Genomic DNA, 22,673 nt, shown 5'->3' on the forward strand with positions numbered 1-22,673 from the left:
CTATTGCTGAATAACCTTATCCAGCAAATCAATTAGCGCCTGTAAATCCAGCGGTTTTAGCAGAAACCCGTTAAATCCAATCGTTTGAGCTTGCCGTCGGTTGGTCGGTTGGTCATACCCCGTGAGGGCAATGATGACTATACGTTGCCCCCAGGGCTGCTGACGAATTTGCTGACAGACCTGGTAACCATCCAGATAAGGCATACCTAAATCCAGCAGCATTACGTCGGGGTGCAGTTCTTCAGCGGCTACAAGTGCATCTTGCCCCGAATAGCGTGCGTAACCCTGGTAACCTTGCAGGGAAACCAATTTGGCCGTCATATCGGCTAAGTCCTTATTGTCATCTACGACCAGCACTTGCCCTTTTTTCGGTTTGCTCCTTCCCGTTAGTTTAACGGGCTGTTGTGGCTTGACTGGTTTAATAAGTAATGGCAAATGAATGACAAACTCGCTGCCTTGATTAAGACCACGACTAAATGCCTGAATTTGTCCACCATAGCCTTCTACCAGGTATTTGACCATTGTGAGCCCTAAACCCAGTCCACCCTGGGGGCGGTCTATGGTTGTCTGACCTTGTACAAACACGTCGAAAATGGCCCGCAGGTCCGACTCCGCAATGCCGATACCGTTATCGTATACACTCAGAATAGCTTCCTCGTTCTGTTGCTCCAGGTTCACCCAAACCTGCCCCCCTTCATGCGTATACTTAAGGCTATTGGAGAGCAGATTCATCAGAATCTGAGCAATGCGGGTCTCATCGGCTTCCAGATAGAGCGGTTTGGATGGTAACGAAACAGCTAGCCTTCGATGATTGGCTTTGTAAAGAGAGGAAGCCGCCTGAACAGTCTGTCGCACAATTGCAACCAACTCAATTGACTCACGATGAAGCTTCATTTTTCCCTTGCTGATACGACTCACATCCAGTAAATCGTCGACAATACGATTTAGATGCTTCACTTCGCGATTCATCTGGTAGAGCGCTTCCTCAACGGAAAAATTTTCATCCGTCCCCCTGGTGAGTCCGAGAAGTAGCAACGTGTTCGATAGTGTGCCCAGCGGATTACGTAATTCGTGCCCGAGCATAGCCAGAAATTCATCCTTGCGCTGGTCGGCTTGTTTAAGGGCTTCTTCGGCATTGGCGCGTTCGACAGCCGACCAGGTACGCTCAGCCGTTTCGGTGGCCAGTTGAATATCAATCTCCAGCCAGTTACGAGGTATGGATTTCACCAGGCACAAAACCCCAACTGGCTTTCCGTTTTTGATGACGGGCACATTCAAAAAGGAAATTACCTGCAATTGAAAACATAAAGCCTTCAGGTCTTCGTCCAGAATCGACGTAGTCCCAACATCGTGTACCACAAATGGTTGCCCCTCATCTACCACCTTTTTTAATAAGGGAAAACTGCTAATAGGATACATCCCGGCAACCGATGTCAAATCACCCCGTAACGCATCCCGCTTGATGGTGAATTTATCGCCTTCGATCGTGCAGTAATAGCACCGATCGATCTCAAAATAAGTCATGGCCATCCGGGTGACAGTTTCTTCAACTACCACAGGGTCGGCTATGGAGCGGAGGGCATCACTGAGGGCTAATAAATAGGCTTGTTGTTGTTCATACTGTTTTCGGTTCGTGATGTCGTCGAAGACGACGGCAAATTGATGGTTACTCGCCTGCCCCAGGCGGGAAACAAAGACCGTGTACCAGCGCCCGGTAAATGCATTGTAGTTCTCAAAACGCAGCGGTTCACCGGTTTGTACGACCTGTTCGTACTTTTCCAGCCAGTAATGCTCCGTATTTGGGGCCATTACACTGCCCAATTGACCCGATGCATTTTTCAGACCTGTCAGGTGTTCGAATATGGGGTTGACTTTCAAAAAACGCCAGTCGACGACTTGCCCAGCTTGATTATAGAGTAGCTCACTAATGTGAAAGCCCTGGTCGATGGAGTTAAAAAGCGAATAATATTTATCCGCTACGTTTTTGGTGGCTTCATCTTTTAGCCGACGTATTTCCTGTTCGGCCTGTTTTCGTTCGGTAATATCGATGGTCGTTGTAGCCACGCCATCATTCAACTTTACGGTCGATTGATGAAACCAGCCATTGAATTGTTCATGCACATAATGTCGTTCCGACTGATTCTGGACACCGGTTTCTACTACTTGTATGAACGTTTCGAAAATGCCTTCTTTAATCACACCGGGATTGAGACTCAATAAACTCTTTCCAATTACGTCTCCGTAGATTTCTTCGGCCGTGCGGTTGTTTAAGACCCAGACAAAGTCAATAATTTGCCCTTGTTGATTCCGAACAGCGGTAAACACCTGAATCATCGCCGTTGTACTATCCAACAAGGATTTGAGTAGTGTGCCGTAGTCTACCTCACCAGAGCTGTCTGTTGGCGTGTTAGCGTCCCGCTTGTCGGTATCCATAATGAGCCCATAACAAAATCATAAACCATCAGTTGGCGTGTTGACCTCTATGACGCCCGAACCGAATCCTCACTAATCTTTTCCTGCTTCATAGCAAACTCCCGGGTCTTGCGCGCTTTTCTACGGACAGCCTGCGCCTTATCATAGAACTGATCAGCGGCTATCTGATTACCGCCTTCAGCAAAATGCTTTGCCGATGTTTCCAGTAGAATGACTGTTTCCTCCAGACTCCGAACAGCCCTCCAAAAGGCGTCTTCCACTTCTTTGGTGGTTTCGGCAAGCAGCGAACTGGCCGTGAACGCATGGCCGGTATGACAACGATAACGGATTAATTTACCCTCTTTAATGCTAATTAAGGCGCCATTACACTCCGGACAGGTCAGGGGCGTCAACTCGCCCATCTCCAGAATCCCCATCTCGAAGGCATCGTCCTGAGCGGCAATATTGATTTCGGTTTCCATCCGCTTGTCTTCATCTGGTAAAAGTTCGGGTTTGCCCACAACCGTTTCGCTGGTTAATCGACTCAGCAAAGGGACCATGTCGGCAACAGGCAGGCTATAATCCACCTCCACATAGTTCAGCACGCTATCCGGCATACTGGGAAACATGGCATCCTCCGGCTTTTGGATAATACAGGTTCCGCCGAGCCGCTTAATAGACCACATACCCGACGTGCCATCGTCGAGCATACCCGTCAGCACAATACCAATAACGCGCGGGCCAAACGTATAAGCGGCTGAGCGGAACAGCGCGTCGATGGATGGACGAAATCGATTTTCTTTGGGGCCATTCTTGACAATAATCTGGTCATATTCTACCAGCAGGTGATGATCGGGGGGAGCGACATAAATGTGTCCGGGCTGAATCAGTTCGCCATCCCTGGGGTGAGATGCTGGCAATTTACCCGACATAGTCAGAATGTCGGGTAAATAACTAGGGGAATGGGGCGATACATGCATGACCACGAATAGTGACGCCGAAAAGTCAGCCGGTAAAGCAGATACCAACTCTTTCAGTGCATAGACTCCACCTGCCGATGCACCGATAACAACAATATCTCGCTTTGCCATATTAGAGGGAAGGTTTACCTTTATAAACGTTTATCGAATTCAGTAAGTAAACTAACCGTAGCTTGGTTAGTTTATCAGCCCAACAGCGCATGGCCAAAAAGATGTCTACTCCTGCCCAACCTGACCCCGTACATAATGTTCCAATTGTTGCGATCGGGGCCTCTGCCGGTGGTCAGGAAGCCATCATAGAACTGCTGGAAAACCTATCACCAACTACGGGCTTAGCCTATGTGTATATTCAGCATCTCGCCCCTGAAACAGAAAGTCGATTAACGGATGTGCTAAGCCGATCCACTGAAATGAAAGTTCTGGAGGCTGAGCACATGATGCGGGTAGAAGCCGATCATCTCTACGTCATTCCGAACAATCGCAATCTGGAAGTGATGGATGGGCGTCTTCTCCTGCAGCCCCGCGAATCCAAGTCCGCTATTTACATGCCCATCGACCAGTTTTTCCTCTCGCTGGCCGAGCGACAGCGAGAAGGATCAATTGCTGTACTATTATCAGGAACGGCTTCCGATGGAACGCTGGGATTACGGGCGATTAAAGCCGCAGGAGGTATTACGTATGCGCAGGATGAAACAGCTCAGTTTCAGAGCATGCCCAGGTCGGCTATCATGGAAGGCGTTGTCGATCGGGTATTGCCCCCCGCCGATATTGCGAAGGAACTGGAACGATTGAGCGTTCAGACGGACTTGTTTCAGCAAACTACCCTAACGGAATCGCAGGAAATCGAGAATCTGGATACCTTTACGGATGAGCCTTCTGCCGCGTCAAAGGAAGATTTGCGGAGTATTATTCAACTACTGCGCCGGGCCACTGGAGTCGATTTCAGCCATTACAAAGTAACAACCATTCGCCGACGGATTATCCGCCGAACGCTGCTCTATAAACTGGATTCGCTCCGGGCTTACGCAGAATATTTACGTCAGCATCCCGATGAAGCCATGTTGCTCTACGATGATCTGCTGATCAACGTAACGACCTTTTTTCGGGATGCCGACACGATGGACTATCTCCAGAAAGTGTTGTTGCCGCACCTGGTTCGCGATAAAGCCCCGTCTGAGCCGATTCGGATTTGGGTACCTGCCTGCTCGACAGGTCAGGAAGCCTATTCCATTGCCATGTTGCTTCTGGAAGTACTGAGCGAACGATCCTTGACCCGAACCATACAACTGTTTGCAACGGATCTGAGCGAATCGGCGGTGGCCAAAGCACGACTCGGCAGTTATACACGCGGGGAAGTGATGGACGTGTCGCCCCGGCGATTGCAACGCTTTTTCACCAAGGTAGATGATCATTACCGGGTCAATAAATCGGTGCGGGACTTGTGTGTATTTGCTCCGCATAACCTGCTGAAAGATCCGCCATTTTCGCGGCTCGACATGATTAGTTGTCGAAACCTGTTGATCTATCTCGATATAACGCTCCAGCGCAAAGCCATCGTTACGTTCCATTACGCCTTAAATCCCAATGGGTATTTATTGCTGGGTAAATCGGAAACAGTCGGTACATCGGCTCAGATGTTTTCGCAACTGGAAAAAAACTACAAGGTGTTTGCGCGTCGAAACGATATTGATAGCCGGGCTACATTTACCCTGGCACCTCGTCAGTTCGATGCAGACGGTAATACAAATCGACCTGTCAGCATCCCGAAAACCCTGAGCCCGATTGGTGGCGAAATTGGTATACGTAATTCCCCAACAGGGCCTGTTTCGGGGTCGGACCTGGATAAGCTGGTCGATAATCTGCTACTGACTCAATACGTACCCGCCAGTGTGGTCGTCAGTCAGGACATGGAAATCCTTCAGTTTCGGGGATCAACGGGTTTATTTCTTGAACCGGCTCCCGGAAAAGCCAGCCTGAATCTGATCAAAATGGCTCGACCTGCCCTGGTCTTCGAACTTCGAAATGCGATTCATAAAGCCCAAAAATCCGGCGAATCCGTTCGAAAGACTGGCTTAGAATTTAAGATTCGTACGAAAACGCATTATGCATCTATCGAAGCTATTCCGCTCGATACAGCTACTGAAGAGCGGCTGTATCTTATTGTGTTCGAAGAAGTTGACCCTCCCGTAGCACCCATCACTGAATCGACCAGTGCCCGTAATAAACGAATTAAGGAACTGGAATCGGAACTGGCCAACTTACGGGAGGATATGCGCTCGATTATTGAGGAACAGGAAGCCAGTAACGACGAATTACAGTCGGCCAACGAGGAAATCATCAGCAGTAACGAAGAGCTACAGAGCATCAACGAAGAGCAGGAAACCAGCAAGGAAGAAATCGAATCGACGAACGAAGAGCTGCTGACGATCAATCAGGAACTGCAAGTACGTAATGATCAATTGTCGGAGGCTTACCAATTCTCGGAGGATATTTTCCGAACGATCCGCGAGGCCACGCTGGTGCTGGATACCGAACTACGCGTAAAAAGTACCAATCCTGCTTTTTATCGACTCTTTCAGCTTACGGAAGGCACTACAGATCGGCGACTGATTTATGAATTAGGAGATCGTCAGTGGGACATTCCTGAATTACGGTTGATGCTCACTGATATTGTCACATCGGGAGCGCAGTTTCAGGGCTACGAATTGACGTACGAATCACCAGAAGTGGGTCAGAAACGATTATCGCTCAATGCTCGGCGTGTTATTCGTCAGCAGGATTCTATTCTCCTGGCTATTGAAGACATAACCGAACGACGGCGATCGCAGCAACTGCTAGCCGAACGCTAAGCCTGGTTCCATCAAATTGCCGACAATGCGCCAACGCTGATCTGGGTCACTGATGCAGAAGGGAAAGTCACGTTTTTAAATAAAGTATGGCTCGACTATACAGGTCGCAGCATGAACGATGTTACTGAGCATGGGTGGATCGAGAGCCTGTATCCCGATGACCAGGCCGTTTATCAGGTAGTTTACAATCGACATGTCAAGGCCCGACAGCCATTCAGTACAGAATATCGGCTGCATCGGCGTGACGGCGAATACCGCTGGATGCTGGAGAACGCCCAACCTATATTCGCTACAGATGGTACATTCAGTGGCTACATTGGCTCATCGGCGGATGTGCATCTGCAACACGAACTGAATCGGGAACTGGAGCACCGTGTGCAGGAACGAACGGAAGATTTGGTTCAGCGAACTCAGCAGCTAAGTACGTTGGTCGAAAACACACCGGATATCATTACCCGCTGGGATAAAAACCTACGGCTTTTATTTGCCAACACAGCCTTTGTCAGTAAAGCCGGGCAACGCCTTGACAATCTACTCGACAAAACTAAAGTCGAGATCGGTTTTCCCAGCGATGTGGCTGACCCGTATATGGTCAAATTGCAGCAAGTATTCGACACAGGCCAGCCACAGGAACACTATCATCAGTTGCCTACCTCTACCGGTCTGATTCAGTTGTACTCGCGTATGGTACCAGAGCCTGGGCTGGATGGCACGATTGAGAGTGTACTGGCGATTGCCCGCGATATCACGGATCTGCAGCAAACTGAACTCGCTTTGCAACAATCGGCGCAAAACCTACAGGCTGTTCTGAACAGTTCACCAGCAGCTATCGGTTTTCTGAAACCTATTCATAACGACGATCAGACAATTGTCGATTTTCGCGTAGTCGCTGCGAACAGTGAACTTAGCCGGATCACGAAACTACCTGTTCAGCAACTGATTGGCGAATTAGCGTCTGAGTTTGCCAGCAGCCTTTGGCACGAACAAACCATCGAACGTATTCAACACGTTCTGGAAACGAGCAAGCCGTTTACGGAAGAACGACATAGTGCAGCCACTGACCAGTGGCTGCTAATTTCGCTCACCAAATTCGACCATGGTGTTGTGCTGACTGGCCAGAATATAACCCCTCTAAAACAGGCCGAACAACAGCAGGAACAGTTGCTCGATGAATTGGAAAAATCAGGCGAAACGCTTCAGACGGTTGCCCGACTTCGTCAGCAGCTTCATGACCGGGGCGAGTTCTTGCGGAGTACGTCTCATGATTTACGTGGAAGTTTCGGAATTATTCAGGGAGCCGCTAGCCTGATGGGTATCGCTGGCACCGAGGAAGAACGCGCTCAAATGCTATCGATGCTTCAGCGCAACCTGCAGCAGGCCACAAAATTACTAACCGAACTATTGGATATTGCCCGCTTGGAGGCTGGTCAGGAGGAACGTCACATTACCTCGTTCGATGCCGCTGAACTGCTCAATGGGATGATCGAAAGTGTTCGCCCACTAGCCGATAAGCGTGGTTTATGGTTACGCAACGAAGGGGAAGCTACGCTACTTGTTGAAGGTGATGCTGTCAAAATTCGTCGAATTGCTCAGAACATTCTGCTCAATGCCATAAACTATACCCAAACCGGGGGCGTAACAATTGCCTGGCATAGTACCCCTGATGACGACCATTGGCAATTAACTATTTCAGATACGGGGCCAGGTTTACCCGAAAAAGCCAGTTCAGCATCTGGAGAAGGAATTGGGCTACTGATTGTTAGGCAGTTATGCGAGTTGCTCGATTGTAAAATGGAAATTAATAGTCAGCCAGCTTCAGGAACGCAGTTCAAGCTGACGTTTCAGCGTTCGTATAAGGATTGATGGATTTACACTTAGTTGGGGGTAAAATCAACGTATACTAGGCAACTACTTTGGCCAATGATCCACTAAAATGGTGGAGCAATCGCTCATAATGCCGTAATAAGTTCGTTTTGTATTTTCCTTCTCTCAATCGAAGTTCAGCCCGTTCAGCAAGCATTTGAATCTGCCAGTGGCATTCCTGCAAATGAGCAATTTGCATTTGCTTGGTCTGATCCACTCGCATCGGCCAATCGCCCAAAGCTGTTTTTGCTGGCCCCGACATGGCCCTAGGTTGGGTCAGGAGTTGCTCCCACTCCTGTTGAAGTGCTGATAGTGATTGGGTGAACGATTCGCCATCAAAAACATGTGCAGGCAACTCTATATAACTATTTTGGTCTAAACATCGAACCGCTTTTAGTTGATCGCCCTGGTTGACAATTGTATTGACGAAGTCCAGTCCCGTCTCCAGCGAAACGCCCTGAATTGTAAAATTTCGATAGCAATTATCCTTTGTATACAGTGACAATAAAAAATTCATAGCCTTTCGAAATCAATTGTCACGCGAAATACAAAGGCGGTAAGGTTACCGTTTCCCACCAGTAGGCACGCAGTTCCTGAACGTGCGTTAACCAGTCGGAAAAGATCGTTGGTTTAACTAGATAAGAAGAAGCTCCATATTGATATGCCTGACCAATGTCGTCCTGATCAAAAGAGGAACTCAGCACGACAATAGGAATACGACTGTATTGCAGTCCTAGCGCTTTAATCTGCTGTAAAAGCTGCAACCCGTCCTGGCGCGTTGGCAAATACAGATCCTGTAAAATTATTTTAGGAATTTCCCATTCCTCGTTAGCCCACCCTTTCAACACAGTTAACGCTTCACTCAATGTGGCTGCTCGCTCCAGTGCGATCTCAGGCAAAACTCGTTCCATTGCTCGTTTAATGAAACTCCAGTGATCCTCACAGTCCTCAATCACCAACGCTTTAGCGTTCTTAAAATTAATATTGGTTGTGGCCGACACTAGCTGATCATTCATCAAAAAAGGCGTTTATGGGTACCCAAATAATCAACTAAAAATCAAATCGATTGTTTGTCGTCAGATCGTTTTAGTAAAAACGACGAAACGGCCTGTTTAAAATAGCGCAGAAGCCAGTTCCTGTTGTTCCCGGATACGAAGCGTATCGCGGTAGCAAAGTTTAACGGCCTCGACTATGCGATAAAATCCCCTTTCTCCCGTTGGTTTAACCATGTATAAATGAATTCCTTGCTCATACGCTAGCTGTTTGAGCGGTTCATTGGTTGAATTGGTCAGCATAATAACTGGCATGTAAGGTAAATCACGCATATTGCCCAGTAACTTAAGCGTGTCCAGTCCACTTAATTCGGGCATATGCAAATCAAGCAGAATGATGGTTACCAGGTAGTCATCTGCCATTGGCGGCCTAGCCAATTGGTTTCGGTATTGAGCCAGCCAGTCAATCAATTGCGGCCCCGTGGTCATCTCCTCTATGGCTATCTCCTTTAAGCCATTGCTTAACGCCCATCGAATAAGTTGACGATAGTCGTCATTATCATCCACAATCACTATGCGCAAAGACATTGCCTTCATGACTTCTATTAATTAAATACAATAATCTTATGAAGACAATAAAATACAGAAATTATCCTAAAATAGTGGGACATTAAACGAGTTAGTTAGGCTATGGTCCGCCCTATAAAGCAAAACAGCGCCTTTTCTTTTATCCATCTGACTATCAATGAGATAAGCAATAAAATTTCAAATTACAGAGTTTAATCGAATACGTGTATGTTAGCGGCATCGTTCGTATGGCATCAAGGTACAATTGCTGATTGATGGCAGAGAATCAGGAGTTCCCGATCCGGCATTATCCCTGGAGATTGGCCGATTTTAGAAACTACACCATTAATCAGTAATGATACGGGTGTAGCACACTTTGCCATTCCTGCCCCCTAGGTTAAATCGGCATGCGGATACGAAACAGGCTTCCTCTACCGGCAATACTCTCGACCTCCATACTGGCTCCCAGTACTTCACAAAGCCGTTTTACAATCTGTAAACCTACCCCCTCCCCTTTATTATGGTTGGTTTTATGGCCGGAAGCCGACGTCTGTTCCGGCAATAGATTGGCTGGTATCTGATGATCCAGATTGGGTATGGGAGCAACAGGCTGACTCTCATCGGGCGACAGAACACTAACGCCTTCCACCACGGGCTTAAGCTGTTTATGAAACAACTCAAGCAGACCCGCCGGTAAGCCAGGGCCAGAATCCTGAACACTGAATCCCCATCGATGATTATTTTCCGTCGACCAGGATACTGAGATCATACCCGGACGGCTGGCACTTGAGGGAGTGTATTTTAAGGCGTTTACCAGTAAATTCTGAGCAATCCGATACAGCTTGATCCGGTCTGTTTTGACGATTAAAGAAGGGATCCCATCCGCTCGTAGAATAAAGTTCCGTTCAACTGCCGTTGGCTGAATACTGGCAACTAAATCCGTAAGCAATTGAGCAACATCTACGTCTTCAATTTTGAGCGGTTCCTGACCGGCTTCCAAACGGGCTAAATCCATTAACCCCGTCAGCAACGATTCAAGATTCGTTAGGTTCCGATTCAGCATCTCGGCGTACTGCTGCCGTTCTTCGGGGCTTAAATCCTCCGTCTGCAATAAGTAAGCGGCTCCAATACTGATGCCCAGACCACTGCGCAGATCGTGAGACGATTTGCGTAATACGTCCCCACGCTCACGGGAAAGGTCTTCCATTTTCTGTAAGGCCTGCTCCAGTCGAACGGCCCGGTTAGCCGCTTCCAGGCGTTGTAGCTCGTCATGTTTGGTGATACTGCCAATAACGGTTTCATTCATCAGCACCAGAATTTGTTTCTGCGCCTGTAGAATCACATCGGGCTCTACCTTGGGAAATAGCTGACGAAACAGGCTCAACTCATCGAATAAAACCACCGATAAGTGATTATATTCTTTCGCCAAAGCTGGTAACTCGAGCGATTTCTGCCAACGCTGTAAGCCATGCGACTGGGCCGCTATAAGCGGATTGACATCTGGTAATTTCCCTAGCAATCGCTGCTCAAGAGCATCCAGAATAATAGGCATCAGGTTATTAAATTCTTCCCGACTGAGAACCGAAATTTTCTTCAGAGCCGGATCTGATGAGCAAGCGGCTCGCCAATTGTTCAATAATGTTTCGCGCCGGTTAAATAAATAAGCAACCAATTCGTCGATTGCCTGCGGATGATCTTTTGAGCGACTAGCCATAGAGCAAGGATATACACGTATAGTAACTAAACATGCTTCCGACCGAGATTGATTGAGAATTAATTCTATCTGATAAAAAAACCGGCTCTATCTCGATAAAAGCCAGATACTTTAGCTGTCAAGCCGTTTACGATATTAACAGGAGCGGCCTGTGAAATCTGAATGCTGTTGATTCCGCGCTCCGTTTGCCGAATGGCTAAGCCCGTAGAACGACTTCATTCAAAGTACAGGCATCGGTAGCCAGTATCAAATCCTGCGATTGAAAAATCAGTGTATATACAAAACCCCCAATCCGTTTTCGATGATCGAGGGTTTTGATGGAACTTAGTTTTGTAACGCTGGCAGGCTATTACTTGCCTTTATTCGATTCGGTCGAATCGCTGCCTTCCAATTTGACCAGCTTATTGTATATGCCAAGCAACAGGAAGGGAGCCGCCCACTGGCCGACAAACAAGCTAACTCGGCGGTCGCTGGTGGCTTGCAGATAAGCGGAAACACCCATTGAAGCGAGAGCTGCCCATAAAAATATATCGGATGGCAGTTTAGCGGTCTGTTTTTCAATGGCTTTGGCGACAGGGCCTTCTTTGTGTTCGGGATTGATGTTTTCTAACGTTGCCATAAATGAACTGATTAAATTGAGTATTGAATTAATATTGTCTAATCGTCCTGTGGACGTTTCTTTCCGGATAAGAGCTTGAAGACGACAGTGGCCACAACGGCTCCGATAACGGCTTGCTGGATTAAGCCTTTTCGGTTGTATTTCCACTCCGCTTTCATGCCCTTTTCTGCAAAAATGTTCGGAATGCGACCCTGCTTAAAGTCATCGATAAGCCCCTCCACCATATTGACGCGATCAGCCAGTAACAACGGCAACCAGTGACCGTATTCCGATTCGCTGAATCGAAAGGCAAACCGACGAATTTGCCCACTAAGTCCAGATGGTGGTGAAGATGTGCCGAAAACCGCACTTACATTGGGTCGTTCGTTGGAGTGAAGCACCTCAACATCAATGGGCTGCTGGATTGGCCGATCCCAGGTATAGCCTTTCTGCTCGGCATCAGTCCGATCCTTTATAGGATACGTTGGATCGTTTTTCGGATCAGCGTCGATCCCCCAGCCCAGAATATGCGAATAGTTTTTTGCTAACGTTTCTTTCGTTTCCATAATAGGTCTGTTTAGCTTCGGGCCGAGGGCGGAATAAGAACGGGTTTAATACAGTTGTCGAGCTTGTTGGCGAAGATGTTATACGCGTCAGCGATCTCTTCCAGCGGTACCCGGTGCGTGATCAGGGCTTTAGGGTTCAGTACACCGTTCTGAACGTGCTCAATGAGTCGGGGCAGCAATCGTTTTACCGAAGCCTGGTTGGCTCGAATCGTAATGCCTTTGTTCACGACGTTGCCAATGGGGACCAGGTTATCCGTTGGCCCGTATACACCCACAATTGAAACAATGCCGCCTTTTTTGACGGAATTGATAGCCCAGTGAAGAGCTGTCGCCGAGCCTGCCTGAATCAATAATTTACGTCCGGTAATGGTTTGTAAAGCGCTACCGGCGGCTTCTGCCCCTACGGCATCGATACAGACATCAGCCCCCATCCAGTCGGTCATTTTCTTGATAAATAAGACCGGGTCGTCCATTTCTTTAAAATTGTAGGCTTCGCAGGGCGCATAATTTTTGACGAACTCCAGCCGGTAATCGAGCTGATCGATCACAATAACCCGACCGGCTCCAAACAACCAGGAACAGCGCGCAGCCATAATCCCTACAGGACCAGCCCCAAATACTACAACTGTATCGCCGGGCTGAATGCCAGCCATTTCGGCGGCCTGATAACCGGTTGGTACTACGTCGGTGAGCAGGACGGCATCATCATGATCCATCCCTGGCGGAATAACGGTAGGACCGATATTCGCATACGGTACCCGCACGTATTCAGCCTGACCCCCGTCGAAGCCGCCCGCCGTATGAGAGTACCCGAAGATACCGCCTACAGCCGTGGCCTGCGGATTGGATTCGTGGCAATTGCCATACAAACCCTGCTGACAGAACGAACATTTACCACAAGCGATGTTGAACGGAACCAGTACGGCATCCCCCACTTTTATTTTCTGAACGTCGGGTCCAATCTCTTCTACCACGCCGATAAACTCATGGCCGAAGGTTGAGCCGACACGCGTATCGGGCACGTTGCCGTTGTATAAGTGCAAATCCGATCCACAAATGCAGGAACGCGTTACCCGCACAATGGCGTCCTCGGGATGTTTGATTTCGGGATAAGGTTTCGAATCGATGCGGACCCGCCGGGGGCCTCGGTAATTCATAGCTAACATAGAGAGTACGTGTCTAGCGTGAGTTAGATTTCCAGATTATTGCTTGCCCTTTGATTGACTACCAGGTTTTTTAGTGGCCTTGAAGTCGGCTCGCTGATCGCGCTGGACACCATGTGCCCCTTGGGAAATTTTCCCTTCGGCTCTGGCGGCTGGATCTGGCTCAGTACCAACCGATGAAGGGGGCACCGGTTTGTTGGATACCGGACGTTTGGCCGTCTTGTTTTTCGGGTAAGGAACGCCCTTTCCTTCCAGTTGGCTAGAGTTAGCTTTTGGAGCCGCATTCACTGGCGAAGCGGCTGCTTGCCCTTTTGCCGCTCCGCCCGATTGAGCCCAGAGGCTGACGGGTGCTGCCAGCAAAAGCACGCTAAGGATACTTATGGATTTTTTCATCGTTGAGCAATTGAGTATAGGTACTATGACGTATGCTAACCTAACATTGGTTAGCTCGTACTGACTGAAAATCATTGATAGAATAAGGAAATGGTCCTTCTTTCAAAGCTAGGCCGCAAGGGAAAACGCTCGTAGCCTCTACCGTTTATGCCTGATGCGGCCTGTTGCTAATGGCAGGCCCGGCAGCTGGTCGACCGGAGAGGGAACTGGGGGCATTCAGGTTTACATCATCGTCAACACCCACGCCCAGCCGATCAACCAGTTCACCGCCCAGCCAGCCAGTCAGACCTGCCAGCAAAAAGGCCAGGCCTGAACAGATCATCGCTAGTATCGGTGGTTGATAGTCAGGCTGTTCATTGCGTGAAAGCCAACTTACAGCAAACAGTAGTAAGACCAGCACATTGCCCAGACCATGGATAAGCCCAATTCGTTTGGCGCGCGTATAGGCCGGAATAGCGAACCAGTCGACCCAGCCAGGAACCGCGGCTACCGCTCCCCCTAGAATACCAGCCGTTATCATCCAATACGATACCAGAACCATATCTTCGTTGCTGTTCAGTAGGTATATCCCATCGAAAATGACTGAGGTAGCCAACAGCCCCAGCGGAAATACAATCAGAATTGGGTGGGCCGGATGACCCGCCAGTTTTACTTTACTTTCCATGCCTTTCGTTTTATGAGTTAACGGATGAGCGGATTTCAGGGTTAGAAGGGCTCCGGGATAGTTAGGAAAAGGGATGATAGCCAGGATCGGCATTTAAATAAGCTGCAAATGCGGACGTATTTGTACCGAAACAACATCGCATCGCTGGGGCTGCGTCAGAATATAATGCACACAAACGGCAATGTCTTCCGCCCGCAGCATATCGCCTTTCTGCTGACGCTCGCGTTCTTCGTCCGTCGTTGTTTCCTGCATATCCGACCCCACAGCCCCCGGTTCGACCAGACTCACTTTGATGCCTTCTTTATTTACTTCTTTCCGTAAACTTTCGGCAAATCCCTGAATCGCCGACTTCGTGGCTACGTAGACCGAACTACCTTCCTCCCGCACATCGGCACTCATCGAACCTACCAGTACAATATGTCCTCTTTGCTGCGGTTTCATTCGATTCAGCGCTTCTTTTGTGGCTGCCAGATAGCCCATCAAGTTAGTTTCGATGACGTAACGCCAATCTGAATCCGCCATCTTATCGATTGAATCCGCAGCGAGTGCAGCACAATTGATTAGAATATCCAATCCACCCAGCGTTTGGTCGACTTGCTGAAAAACGCGCTGAATATCGTCGGCTTTGGCGCTATCGGCTACTATCCCTTCGGCCTGGCTACCCGTTTCCCGAACGGCTGCGAGTACGTCATCCAACTGTTCCTGATGCCGTCCGAACGTGAAAATCCTGGCCCCGTAGGAACCCAGAAGAATGGCAATAGCCCGACCAATGCCCGTAGTGCCCCCGGTAATCAGAATTCGCTTATCCGTCAGTGATTCAACAGCGGTGTGTGGGTTTGGCTGTTCCATAACGTTGATTGATTAGTTGATTTATAGATGATTTACTTACTCTTTTTTCGACCATTCGACTCGTAGCCGAAGGGAGCCTTTGACCTGATACTCCTGATATTGGTTCGTTTGTTCCGTAGGTTCGAACGGCTTTCGGGTTGGATCGTCTTCATCCATAAGCAGCACATCTGGCAACTGCCGACCCGCCGTTATTAACCGCACGCGGCAGGTATAATCAGCCGTGCCGCTCAACCGCAGAACAGCGTAGCCACGTTGTTCGTCTAGAAGCTGATATTCAGCCTGATAAACAGGATATTCGCAGTAGATAATGACGGGAACATCGTTAAATCGTTTATACGAATATGTAGCCAGAATGTAAGCCAGTGCTCCTCCGTACACCTCCTGGCCAACCGTACCGACCTGTTTCCAGCCTGTCGATATATCTTCTACCGGAATGGGTAAATCGGGGATGCTCCGACCTTCGCGGGGTTCCTGACTTAGCATGTCGGCTGACATTTCGGACGGGAAATAATACCGGCCCCGATGGAGTAAATACTTGGTAAATTCCGAAAAAAATACCCGAACCGGCTCCGGCACATCGAGACTTACCTCTTTCAGGTAGTTGAGCATGGTCGCCATAATTTCGGCTTCTTCATAAGCCGCCAGATAAGGAGCATCCCGAAGCGGAGCAACCCCCATAAAAGTGCTGCGCTCTTTCCCAAATCCGAATGTGCACTCCCAGACCCACATCCGGGCAATGATATTGGCAATGCTGAGCCGACTCATATCGAAATACAGGCGGTTGCCCGTAACCTTCCAAAGTTTCGCCAGGGTCAAGGCACTCATTAGGGTGATATTGGACTGATAAAGCAAGTCAAAGCCTTTCCCCCGAAGCCGTTCAGCCGATAGTTGCGCTTCTTCCAGATAGCGAGGATCTCGACTCAGCTCATAGGCCTGAAGCATAACGTGCGTATACAAACCCGCTACATCGATCTCTCCTCCCCGCCCTTCACTGGTCTCGGCTTTAATGATTTCCAGATTTCGGCTATCGTAAAAGACTGGCCAATTGTATCCGAATTGATGAGCAGCCGTAATCACAAACTCCAGTGAGCGAAACAGCAGCTCTTTAGCTTCTGTATCGCCAATTTCGGCCAACCGGCACAAATTCATCAACGTATGCAGCAGATACCAGGAGTCAATTTTGGCAGGATCTTCTTCTTCGCTCGTTTCCTCTTTGCCAAAGGGTTCGCCCGGAAGCCAACGCATGAGTGTCGACCTGTTCTCGTCGTAAAAAGTCGAGAGATTTTTGTGCAATTGAGCCACTAACGGAATCTCCTGACCTACCCATTGCTGATATTCCCACAAGGGCACCAGAATGGCCAGTTGCACCATGCTTTCGGGGGGTTTTTGCGTAGCGCTAACGTAAGCGTTGACATAGAAATTATTCTTGATTCGCCGGCCACAGTCGGGCGATTCAACTAAGGCTTTTATCGTACGTTTCGCGGCTTTGGGCCAGTCATAATAAATGGTATCTGGCTTGGGCAACTGCTTATAAATGGAAGCCATTGCCTCCAGAAAAACGTCGGCGGCTTCAAATTCCGATTCGGGTATGGTTTCGCGGACATACAGAAAGGCATCCGACAGCGTAATTTCTTTGCGGGCTTTCAGCGGCTGTTCAGCGGACGGTAGCGAAAACCCAATCTCGGGCCACTGAGCCGTTACGCTTCCCGATGGGTCGGTGTGCGTCATCTCGCAGTACGCGTTCAGGGCCGTCAGATTCTGAAAATACAGGATCGTTCCTTCAATCGGTTTAGTAACCGACCAGTAAGCTAATCCAGCCGTAGGACCGCTCTGGGTTACGTAGAGCATCCCCTCGGTGTTTGTCGGATCGCCCTGCTCATCGAGTACGTACACATCGCGGGGAAACGCCTGTATGGTAAAATCCTGCTGCGGTTTAAGAAATGTCGTATACCGAAACCCCATCCGTTCATCCGCACACCGTTCTATGGTAACCCGAAAACGTCCCAGCGATCCATTGATCTGGTATTCCGCCGAGGTGTCGGTTTGCTTGTGAAGGGTAACACCGTGAACGGTTTGCGGATCGAAACAGGTACGTATGGCCAGCTTTCCACCGGTAGCAAATGTGTAAACAATCCAGAATGAATTGGGTGTCAGACAGGTTTGTAGCTTCCCCCGATCCAATTGCCAGGAAACGTCGTGGACATGGCTGGCTTGCTTCAAATGCTCTTTCAGACCACTAACCCACTGCGACGTTTGTCCTGCTTTGATGAACGGTTGCCAATAAATAGGTTTTTCGACGGTTGCCATTTTGATTCAGGTGATGGTAGATTAAGTCAATTCTTAACCAACGATAGCTTGAGTCGTCGAATGGGCGCGTGAAAAAATAAGATAACGGTCTGCTTATTTTTGGCTTCTGCATTAGGGCATTCAAAACAGAAAATCCCCTTTTTCGAGAAATTACTTCGGCGTGTAAGTCAGTTGCACAACCAGCCCCTGGCTACCATCCTGATTTGAACGACGCCAACCAACGGCCAACGGAAGATGCTTTTGCAGATACACTTCCAAACCCAGCACCAACTGCCCATATTCGTGCGTTCCGGTAGCCCAGTCGCCTAGTAGATGTAGGTGTTCATACCAGATACCCGCATCAACACCCATATGGAAACCGATCGTTGATCCGGCTCCCAGATACGGCGCGTTTCCAGCATACGCTCCTACCACGGTTTGGTAATGGTCATCAGCAAAGCTTCCGCCCAGATTCAAATACCCCCAGCCTACCCATGAACTATGTTCCGTTGGGAATAAATTTAGTCCCGTTTGACCACCAATTCCCAGGTGTAGTTGATCCGTCAGTTCAACCGTTTTCTGCGCATTGATCAGCAACAAAGGTGCATAGGGCATCTGCAGGGTCGTATCGTTGCGTTGCCAGGTATGCTGATCGGGCAGGTAATCCACATTGTACAGGTTTAGCCCGACTTCCCAGTTACGACCCAGCCCGTAATCAAAGGTGGTCATTGATCGGATTTCTTCCTGGCTAAGATCGACCTGCTGCTGAGCGAGTGGTTTTCCTTTCGGCGTAACATCCGAATCGGGAACGTTGAAGATGGTTTGTTGGGCGTAGCTACTTAGTCCCATGCCTAGCAGGCACCCAAGCGACAGCATTTTTGGAAAGGAAAAACGCATCATGACTTTTAGATAGCTTACTCGCCGGTTTCGTTGTTAGGGGCATCGACTGGTTTGGATTCCGGCGACCCTTTCTGTCGTAAGAAGATCGTTAAAACCACAATCGAGAGTACGGACAGAAACTCGCTTTGCCAGTTTTGCAGCGACTGAAACCAGAAGTCGCTGGTCGCCATAAACTCACCCAGCGACAGTTGTTCGCTCTTTCCTTTCAGGATTTGTTCGGTGTTGTATTCTTTCATTCCACCAATGGCGTGTAACAGAAACGAAAGCAAGAACAGCAGAAAATACGCGATACTGAGTGAATTCTGATAAAGTTTCAGCACCAAACCACCCCGCCTGACTGGCCAGGGAGCCCCTTTGCGTTTGGGGTTAGGAATTCGGTCTACGGGCTCGGTTTCCGAAAGGCTTTTGGATTCAGACGACCCTTTCTGGTAGAGCGAAACGGTCAGCAGTACATACAGGCCCATTTGTAAAAACTCACTTTCCCAGTTTTCAAAAACGGCTTCTATACAATGTCCGCTGGTTAAATAAGATCCTAATGAAATAGCGGGTTGCCCGTAATCACTTAGTTCGTTGTTGAACTCGTGCCAGCCTACAATAATCTGGCCGCCTAAGGTTATTAATGTGATGCTAGTGAGTGTGAGTGAAAGACCATTCTCACGCAGAAACTTCTTCATGAATCAACGAGTGTGCTTATCACTTGACTGGTTTTGTTGACTAGCTGTAACCCATCTATCAGAAGTTTGTTTAGGCTATCGGGCAGTTGCTGGCAAACGGTCCGTTTGGTTCAGCGACGCAAGGCTTGGCGAATTGGCAATTCAGCAGACTGTATGCTCAACTACCAAGTATTAGGCTACCATTAGGCTGAATGTATAATTTCATTGACCATTGTAGTGGCAAATAGCTTATACCTACTACAAAAATTGGGTCATAACGGACGAAGTGGCTTTCCAACAATATGGTAATACAAGGGCCTTGTTGGGTACAAAAAGACGGGGCTTTCAATTAGCGCATATAAAAATCATACTGGACCGGGGGCAGCGTGACGGTCTCCCACCAGTAGGCGCGTAACTGCTGGAACAACGTCTCCCAATCAGCGAACTCGGTAGGTTTAATCATATAAGCGGAGATACCGAACTGATAGGCCTCCTCGATATCGTCACTCACGTCAGAGGAGGTAAGCATCACAATCGGAATTCGACTGTACTGTTTAGGCATAGCTTTAATTTGCTTAAGCAACTGAAAGCCATCAGCACTTCGGGGTAAATAAAGGTCCAGCAAAATCAGTTTGGGAACTTCCCACTCCTGCCCATACCACTCCTCGAGTAAGGTCATCGCCTGGTTGATTGTAGCAACTCGCTGGACCATTACCTCACTAAGGAACTGCCGCATGGCTCCTTGCATGATGGCCCATTGATCGTCATTATCGTCAACGACAAGTATTTTAGCGCTTTTAAAATTAGCGTTTGTGCCTTTGTAGGTGCTTTTCATTACTGTTAGGGAAGTTAGTGTACTCTATTAACTCGCTCTAAGTAATATTGATTAAGCGGACGAAGGATAGAAACACACTTTGTAGACACGGTAACTATTCTCAGTGGCTTCCTTCAGCATAACGGAAAAGCACACGGACCGTACGAGGATGCACCATAGATTATATAACGTATAGCCTTGGTGGTTAATTTGGACTCATTAAAAATTCATTAATTATGTCCACTGAATAGTCATCTCCCCAAGCCTGTAGAATATATTCTACATCAGGAAAAATATACTAGTCTTCTAGAATTAGTATGTCATTATGTTATTTTCCAGGATACATTGATGTAATAACATTTGAAAATGGGTCTATAGGCCTTTGATGATCGTATTTAGAGGCAAAACTCACCTAAAGAAGTATCTGAAATAAAATATTGGCAAACCTTTTGTCACTAGAGTGACCATCTAGCCAGCCTCCCCAATTGATGGTCCTTTAGTTTACTCAAACGTAATTGTTTTGTTAGTCATGAAATTGTGTTGATGTAGCTGTGTTGTAGAAAATACTTCATCTAAGTATACTTCCCAATTCATGACTGAACGAATATCTGCTGTCAATTTAATTTACGCCTGGTCTATGTTTCATTCTGCCCTCTTGTGCGCTCCTATGCATACTACCCAGAACAGCCTTGCTTTTTTGCGTTCCTGGCTTAACTCAGTAGCAATGTCAACAGGCTCGATTCGTCAGGTAATGATTCAATTCACCGCACTTATCGTAGCCATTTTTTATACCTGTGCCGCCCTGGAAATTGACCTGGGGGAAACTGGAGATACTTTTGGTGATGTCTATGATACGTATGTTCTCTCTACCTCCCTTCAATCACCCAAACCAGCCGTAGTTGATTACCGGAAAATCCAGGCCGTCGCTCCACCAATTGCATTACCTAAAACTCCGCTTGCCTTGCCGGCTGCCGGATTGTTAGCTCTGGTTTTGGCTCCACTGCCCTTTTATACCTATAAATGCCTTAAACGCAGGCGTTTGCAAGTATTACATGACATCTGGCGGCTCTGAGTCGTTCCTTCCTCTTTTCTGATTTACTGTTCTACTCTGGATAACCACTTGAGTACTCGTACTTCCCGATTAGCTAAATGGTTTCGTAGGGCTGCGCTTTAACGAGCATTTGCTTCGGGTTGGCGTATCGAGTCGACCGGTTGAGCCTGAGTTTCCCAGCGTACTTCACCCTGTATCCGCAGATTCGATCTGTTGGAGTAAGTGTCTGTACATTCTATTAATCCGTTATTTCTACTTGTTCTAGTATGGCTCCTATTGCCAATCCAATCGACGTGTCTATTAAAATACCCGGTTACGAAAGACCAATTCTGCTGAATAGAATTATTCGTTTACAAGGGTTTGGCAATTATACCTGGCTACACCTACAGGCGCCCAATAAGCCCATGCTGGTAGCTAAAAGTCTGAAGTGGTTCGAAGAGTTGTTACCTGACTTTGTACGGGTTCATAAGTCCGATTTGATTAACCCCTGTTTTGTCCAAGCCTTGGATTATTTCAATGCAAAGACGCTGGAGGTTAGTCTGCCCAATAAACAAATTGTGAAGGTATCCCGCCGACGCATTGACCCTGTTTTGCTGAAATTAAGGCATTATCAAATTCACTTACACTAATCATAGCCTCGAGCTCTAAACCGATTGGATCATGAGACAATCCCTGTTAACAATGAGTATCATGCTGGCCGGTCTACTTGGCTTTGTTAGTTATTGCTGGGTGCTGATTGACTGGTATCAAGCGATGCAACTAGGTCACTATGAACGCCAGCCTTTAGCACTTGTCCTGGAATCAGTGGTCATTATTGCCTATTGCTACCTGGCTTTTCGGTTCATCCAGGTCAAACTAAAGTCTGTTCGGTCACCTGATTACCGGTTACCCGGATCTACGAAAGTTGGGGCTACTACACCATTGCCGGGCTGGTTTACAAAACCGACACGGCCAATCAAACGGCCAATAACATGGCGCTAGTCGGGCAGTTGGTTACCTGGTCGCCCTACTGATCTATTTAAGAATAATTACACTCACCATTCACGATCCGTTGGTGCTGAAGTCCTTTTCAGCACCAACCTTTTTCCTGATTCGACTACGCCCATTACCTCTACGCTTTTTGGCTTATTTTTTTGCATGACGTTTTTATCTAATATGGCTCAAACACAGCGACAATGGTGCTACCAAACCGAGGTTGGCTTTATACAGCCACCAAACTCAACACGCCGTTCTGGTTGCATAGTAATTAATTCGGTATTGTTCCCGATGAAAGCCCGTTTGCCCTGAGCTCGGAGGCAACGGCCCGCACATCCTTAGCGACCGATATCGGAGACCTTTAGAACACGACTGATTTTTATT

The 22,673-nt window shown here is 48.1% G+C and carries 21 protein-coding genes; 5 read left to right on the forward strand and 16 right to left on the reverse strand.

From position 1 onward, the window contains the following. On the reverse strand, positions 1-2,433 hold the full coding sequence (locus ACYVE4_RS00250) for a PAS domain-containing hybrid sensor histidine kinase/response regulator (protein WP_460994761.1): 2,433 nt from the start codon (positions 2,431-2,433) through the stop codon (positions 1-3). A 47-nt stretch (positions 2,434-2,480) separates the two neighbouring features. After that, positions 2,481-3,503, reverse strand: a complete 1,023-nt coding sequence (locus ACYVE4_RS00255; RefSeq protein ID WP_460994762.1) for a chemotaxis protein CheB — start codon at positions 3,501-3,503, stop codon at positions 2,481-2,483. An 89-nt stretch (positions 3,504-3,592) separates the two neighbouring features. Here ACYVE4_RS00255 and ACYVE4_RS00260 point away from each other — a divergent pair, with 89 nt between their 5' ends. Both ACYVE4_RS00260 and ACYVE4_RS00265 read left to right on the forward strand, forming a co-directional pair. Further along, a complete protein-coding gene (locus ACYVE4_RS00260) occupies positions 3,593-6,241 on the forward strand; it encodes a CheR family methyltransferase (protein ID WP_460994763.1) in 2,649 nt (882 codons plus the stop codon). Between the two features lie 15 nt (positions 6,242-6,256). Further along, positions 6,257-8,104, forward strand: coding sequence for a sensor histidine kinase (locus ACYVE4_RS00265; RefSeq protein WP_460994791.1), 1,848 nt, complete (start codon positions 6,257-6,259; stop codon positions 8,102-8,104). A gap of 37 nt (positions 8,105-8,141) precedes the next feature. Here ACYVE4_RS00265 and ACYVE4_RS00270 read toward each other — a convergent pair whose 3' ends face one another. The 14 genes from ACYVE4_RS00270 to ACYVE4_RS00335 form a co-directional block, all read right to left on the reverse strand. Then, entirely contained in the window at positions 8,142-8,621 is a 480-nt protein-coding gene (locus tag ACYVE4_RS00270) for a hypothetical protein (RefSeq protein WP_460994764.1), read from the reverse strand. Positions 8,622-8,640: 19 nt separating this feature from the next. Continuing rightward, positions 8,641-9,120, reverse strand: a complete 480-nt coding sequence (locus ACYVE4_RS00275) for a response regulator (RefSeq protein ID WP_460994765.1) — start codon at positions 9,118-9,120, stop codon at positions 8,641-8,643. Between the two features lie 96 nt (positions 9,121-9,216). Beyond that, on the reverse strand, positions 9,217-9,693 hold the full coding sequence (locus tag ACYVE4_RS00280) for a response regulator (protein WP_460994766.1): 477 nt from the start codon (positions 9,691-9,693) through the stop codon (positions 9,217-9,219). A gap of 367 nt (positions 9,694-10,060) precedes the next feature. Continuing rightward, on the reverse strand, positions 10,061-11,377 hold the full coding sequence (locus tag ACYVE4_RS00285) for a sensor histidine kinase (RefSeq protein ID WP_460994767.1): 1,317 nt from the start codon (positions 11,375-11,377) through the stop codon (positions 10,061-10,063). A gap of 349 nt (positions 11,378-11,726) precedes the next feature. Then, a complete protein-coding gene (locus tag ACYVE4_RS00290; RefSeq protein WP_460994768.1) occupies positions 11,727-11,996 on the reverse strand; it encodes a hypothetical protein in 270 nt (89 codons plus the stop codon). A gap of 38 nt (positions 11,997-12,034) precedes the next feature. Next, positions 12,035-12,541: a hypothetical protein gene (locus ACYVE4_RS00295; RefSeq protein WP_460994769.1), complete on the reverse strand. Its 507-nt coding sequence runs from the start codon at positions 12,539-12,541 to the stop codon at positions 12,035-12,037. Positions 12,542-12,552: 11 nt separating this feature from the next. Further along, complete coding sequence (locus tag ACYVE4_RS00300; RefSeq protein ID WP_460994770.1) at positions 12,553-13,707, reverse strand: zinc-dependent alcohol dehydrogenase; 1,155 nt, start codon at positions 13,705-13,707, stop codon at positions 12,553-12,555. Positions 13,708-13,743: 36 nt separating this feature from the next. Further along, complete coding sequence (locus tag ACYVE4_RS00305) at positions 13,744-14,097, reverse strand: hypothetical protein (protein ID WP_460994771.1); 354 nt, start codon at positions 14,095-14,097, stop codon at positions 13,744-13,746. Positions 14,098-14,242: 145 nt separating this feature from the next. Then, entirely contained in the window at positions 14,243-14,761 is a 519-nt protein-coding gene (locus tag ACYVE4_RS00310; RefSeq protein WP_460994772.1) for a DUF2231 domain-containing protein, read from the reverse strand. A 93-nt stretch (positions 14,762-14,854) separates the two neighbouring features. Beyond that, entirely contained in the window at positions 14,855-15,610 is a 756-nt protein-coding gene (locus ACYVE4_RS00315) for an SDR family oxidoreductase (RefSeq protein WP_460994773.1), read from the reverse strand. Between the two features lie 36 nt (positions 15,611-15,646). Next, complete coding sequence (locus ACYVE4_RS00320) at positions 15,647-17,917, reverse strand: hypothetical protein (protein WP_460994774.1); 2,271 nt, start codon at positions 17,915-17,917, stop codon at positions 15,647-15,649. Between the two features lie 150 nt (positions 17,918-18,067). After that, complete coding sequence (locus ACYVE4_RS00325) at positions 18,068-18,796, reverse strand: hypothetical protein (RefSeq protein WP_460994775.1); 729 nt, start codon at positions 18,794-18,796, stop codon at positions 18,068-18,070. A gap of 14 nt (positions 18,797-18,810) precedes the next feature. Beyond that, a complete protein-coding gene (locus ACYVE4_RS00330) occupies positions 18,811-19,470 on the reverse strand; it encodes a DUF6766 family protein (RefSeq protein WP_460994776.1) in 660 nt (219 codons plus the stop codon). A gap of 328 nt (positions 19,471-19,798) precedes the next feature. Further along, the gene (locus tag ACYVE4_RS00335) at positions 19,799-20,284 is read right to left on the reverse strand and encodes a response regulator (protein ID WP_460994777.1); all 486 of its coding nucleotides are present in this window, start codon (positions 20,282-20,284) and stop codon (positions 19,799-19,801) included. A 616-nt stretch (positions 20,285-20,900) separates the two neighbouring features. Between ACYVE4_RS00335 and ACYVE4_RS00340 the strand changes: the two genes are divergently transcribed. The 3 genes from ACYVE4_RS00340 (at position 20,901) to ACYVE4_RS00350 (ending at position 22,295) form a co-directional block, all read left to right on the forward strand. Next, positions 20,901-21,335, forward strand: coding sequence for a hypothetical protein (locus tag ACYVE4_RS00340; RefSeq protein WP_460994778.1), 435 nt, complete (start codon positions 20,901-20,903; stop codon positions 21,333-21,335). A 245-nt stretch (positions 21,336-21,580) separates the two neighbouring features. Beyond that, positions 21,581-21,943 (forward strand): LytTR family transcriptional regulator DNA-binding domain-containing protein, encoded by a 363-nt coding sequence (locus tag ACYVE4_RS00345; RefSeq protein ID WP_460994779.1) that lies wholly within the window; start codon positions 21,581-21,583, stop codon positions 21,941-21,943. Positions 21,944-21,974: 31 nt separating this feature from the next. Further along, a complete protein-coding gene (locus ACYVE4_RS00350; RefSeq protein WP_460994780.1) occupies positions 21,975-22,295 on the forward strand; it encodes a hypothetical protein in 321 nt (106 codons plus the stop codon). The last annotated feature ends 378 nt before the right edge of the window (positions 22,296-22,673 follow it).

It is taken from the genome of Spirosoma harenae (assembly GCF_054776975.1).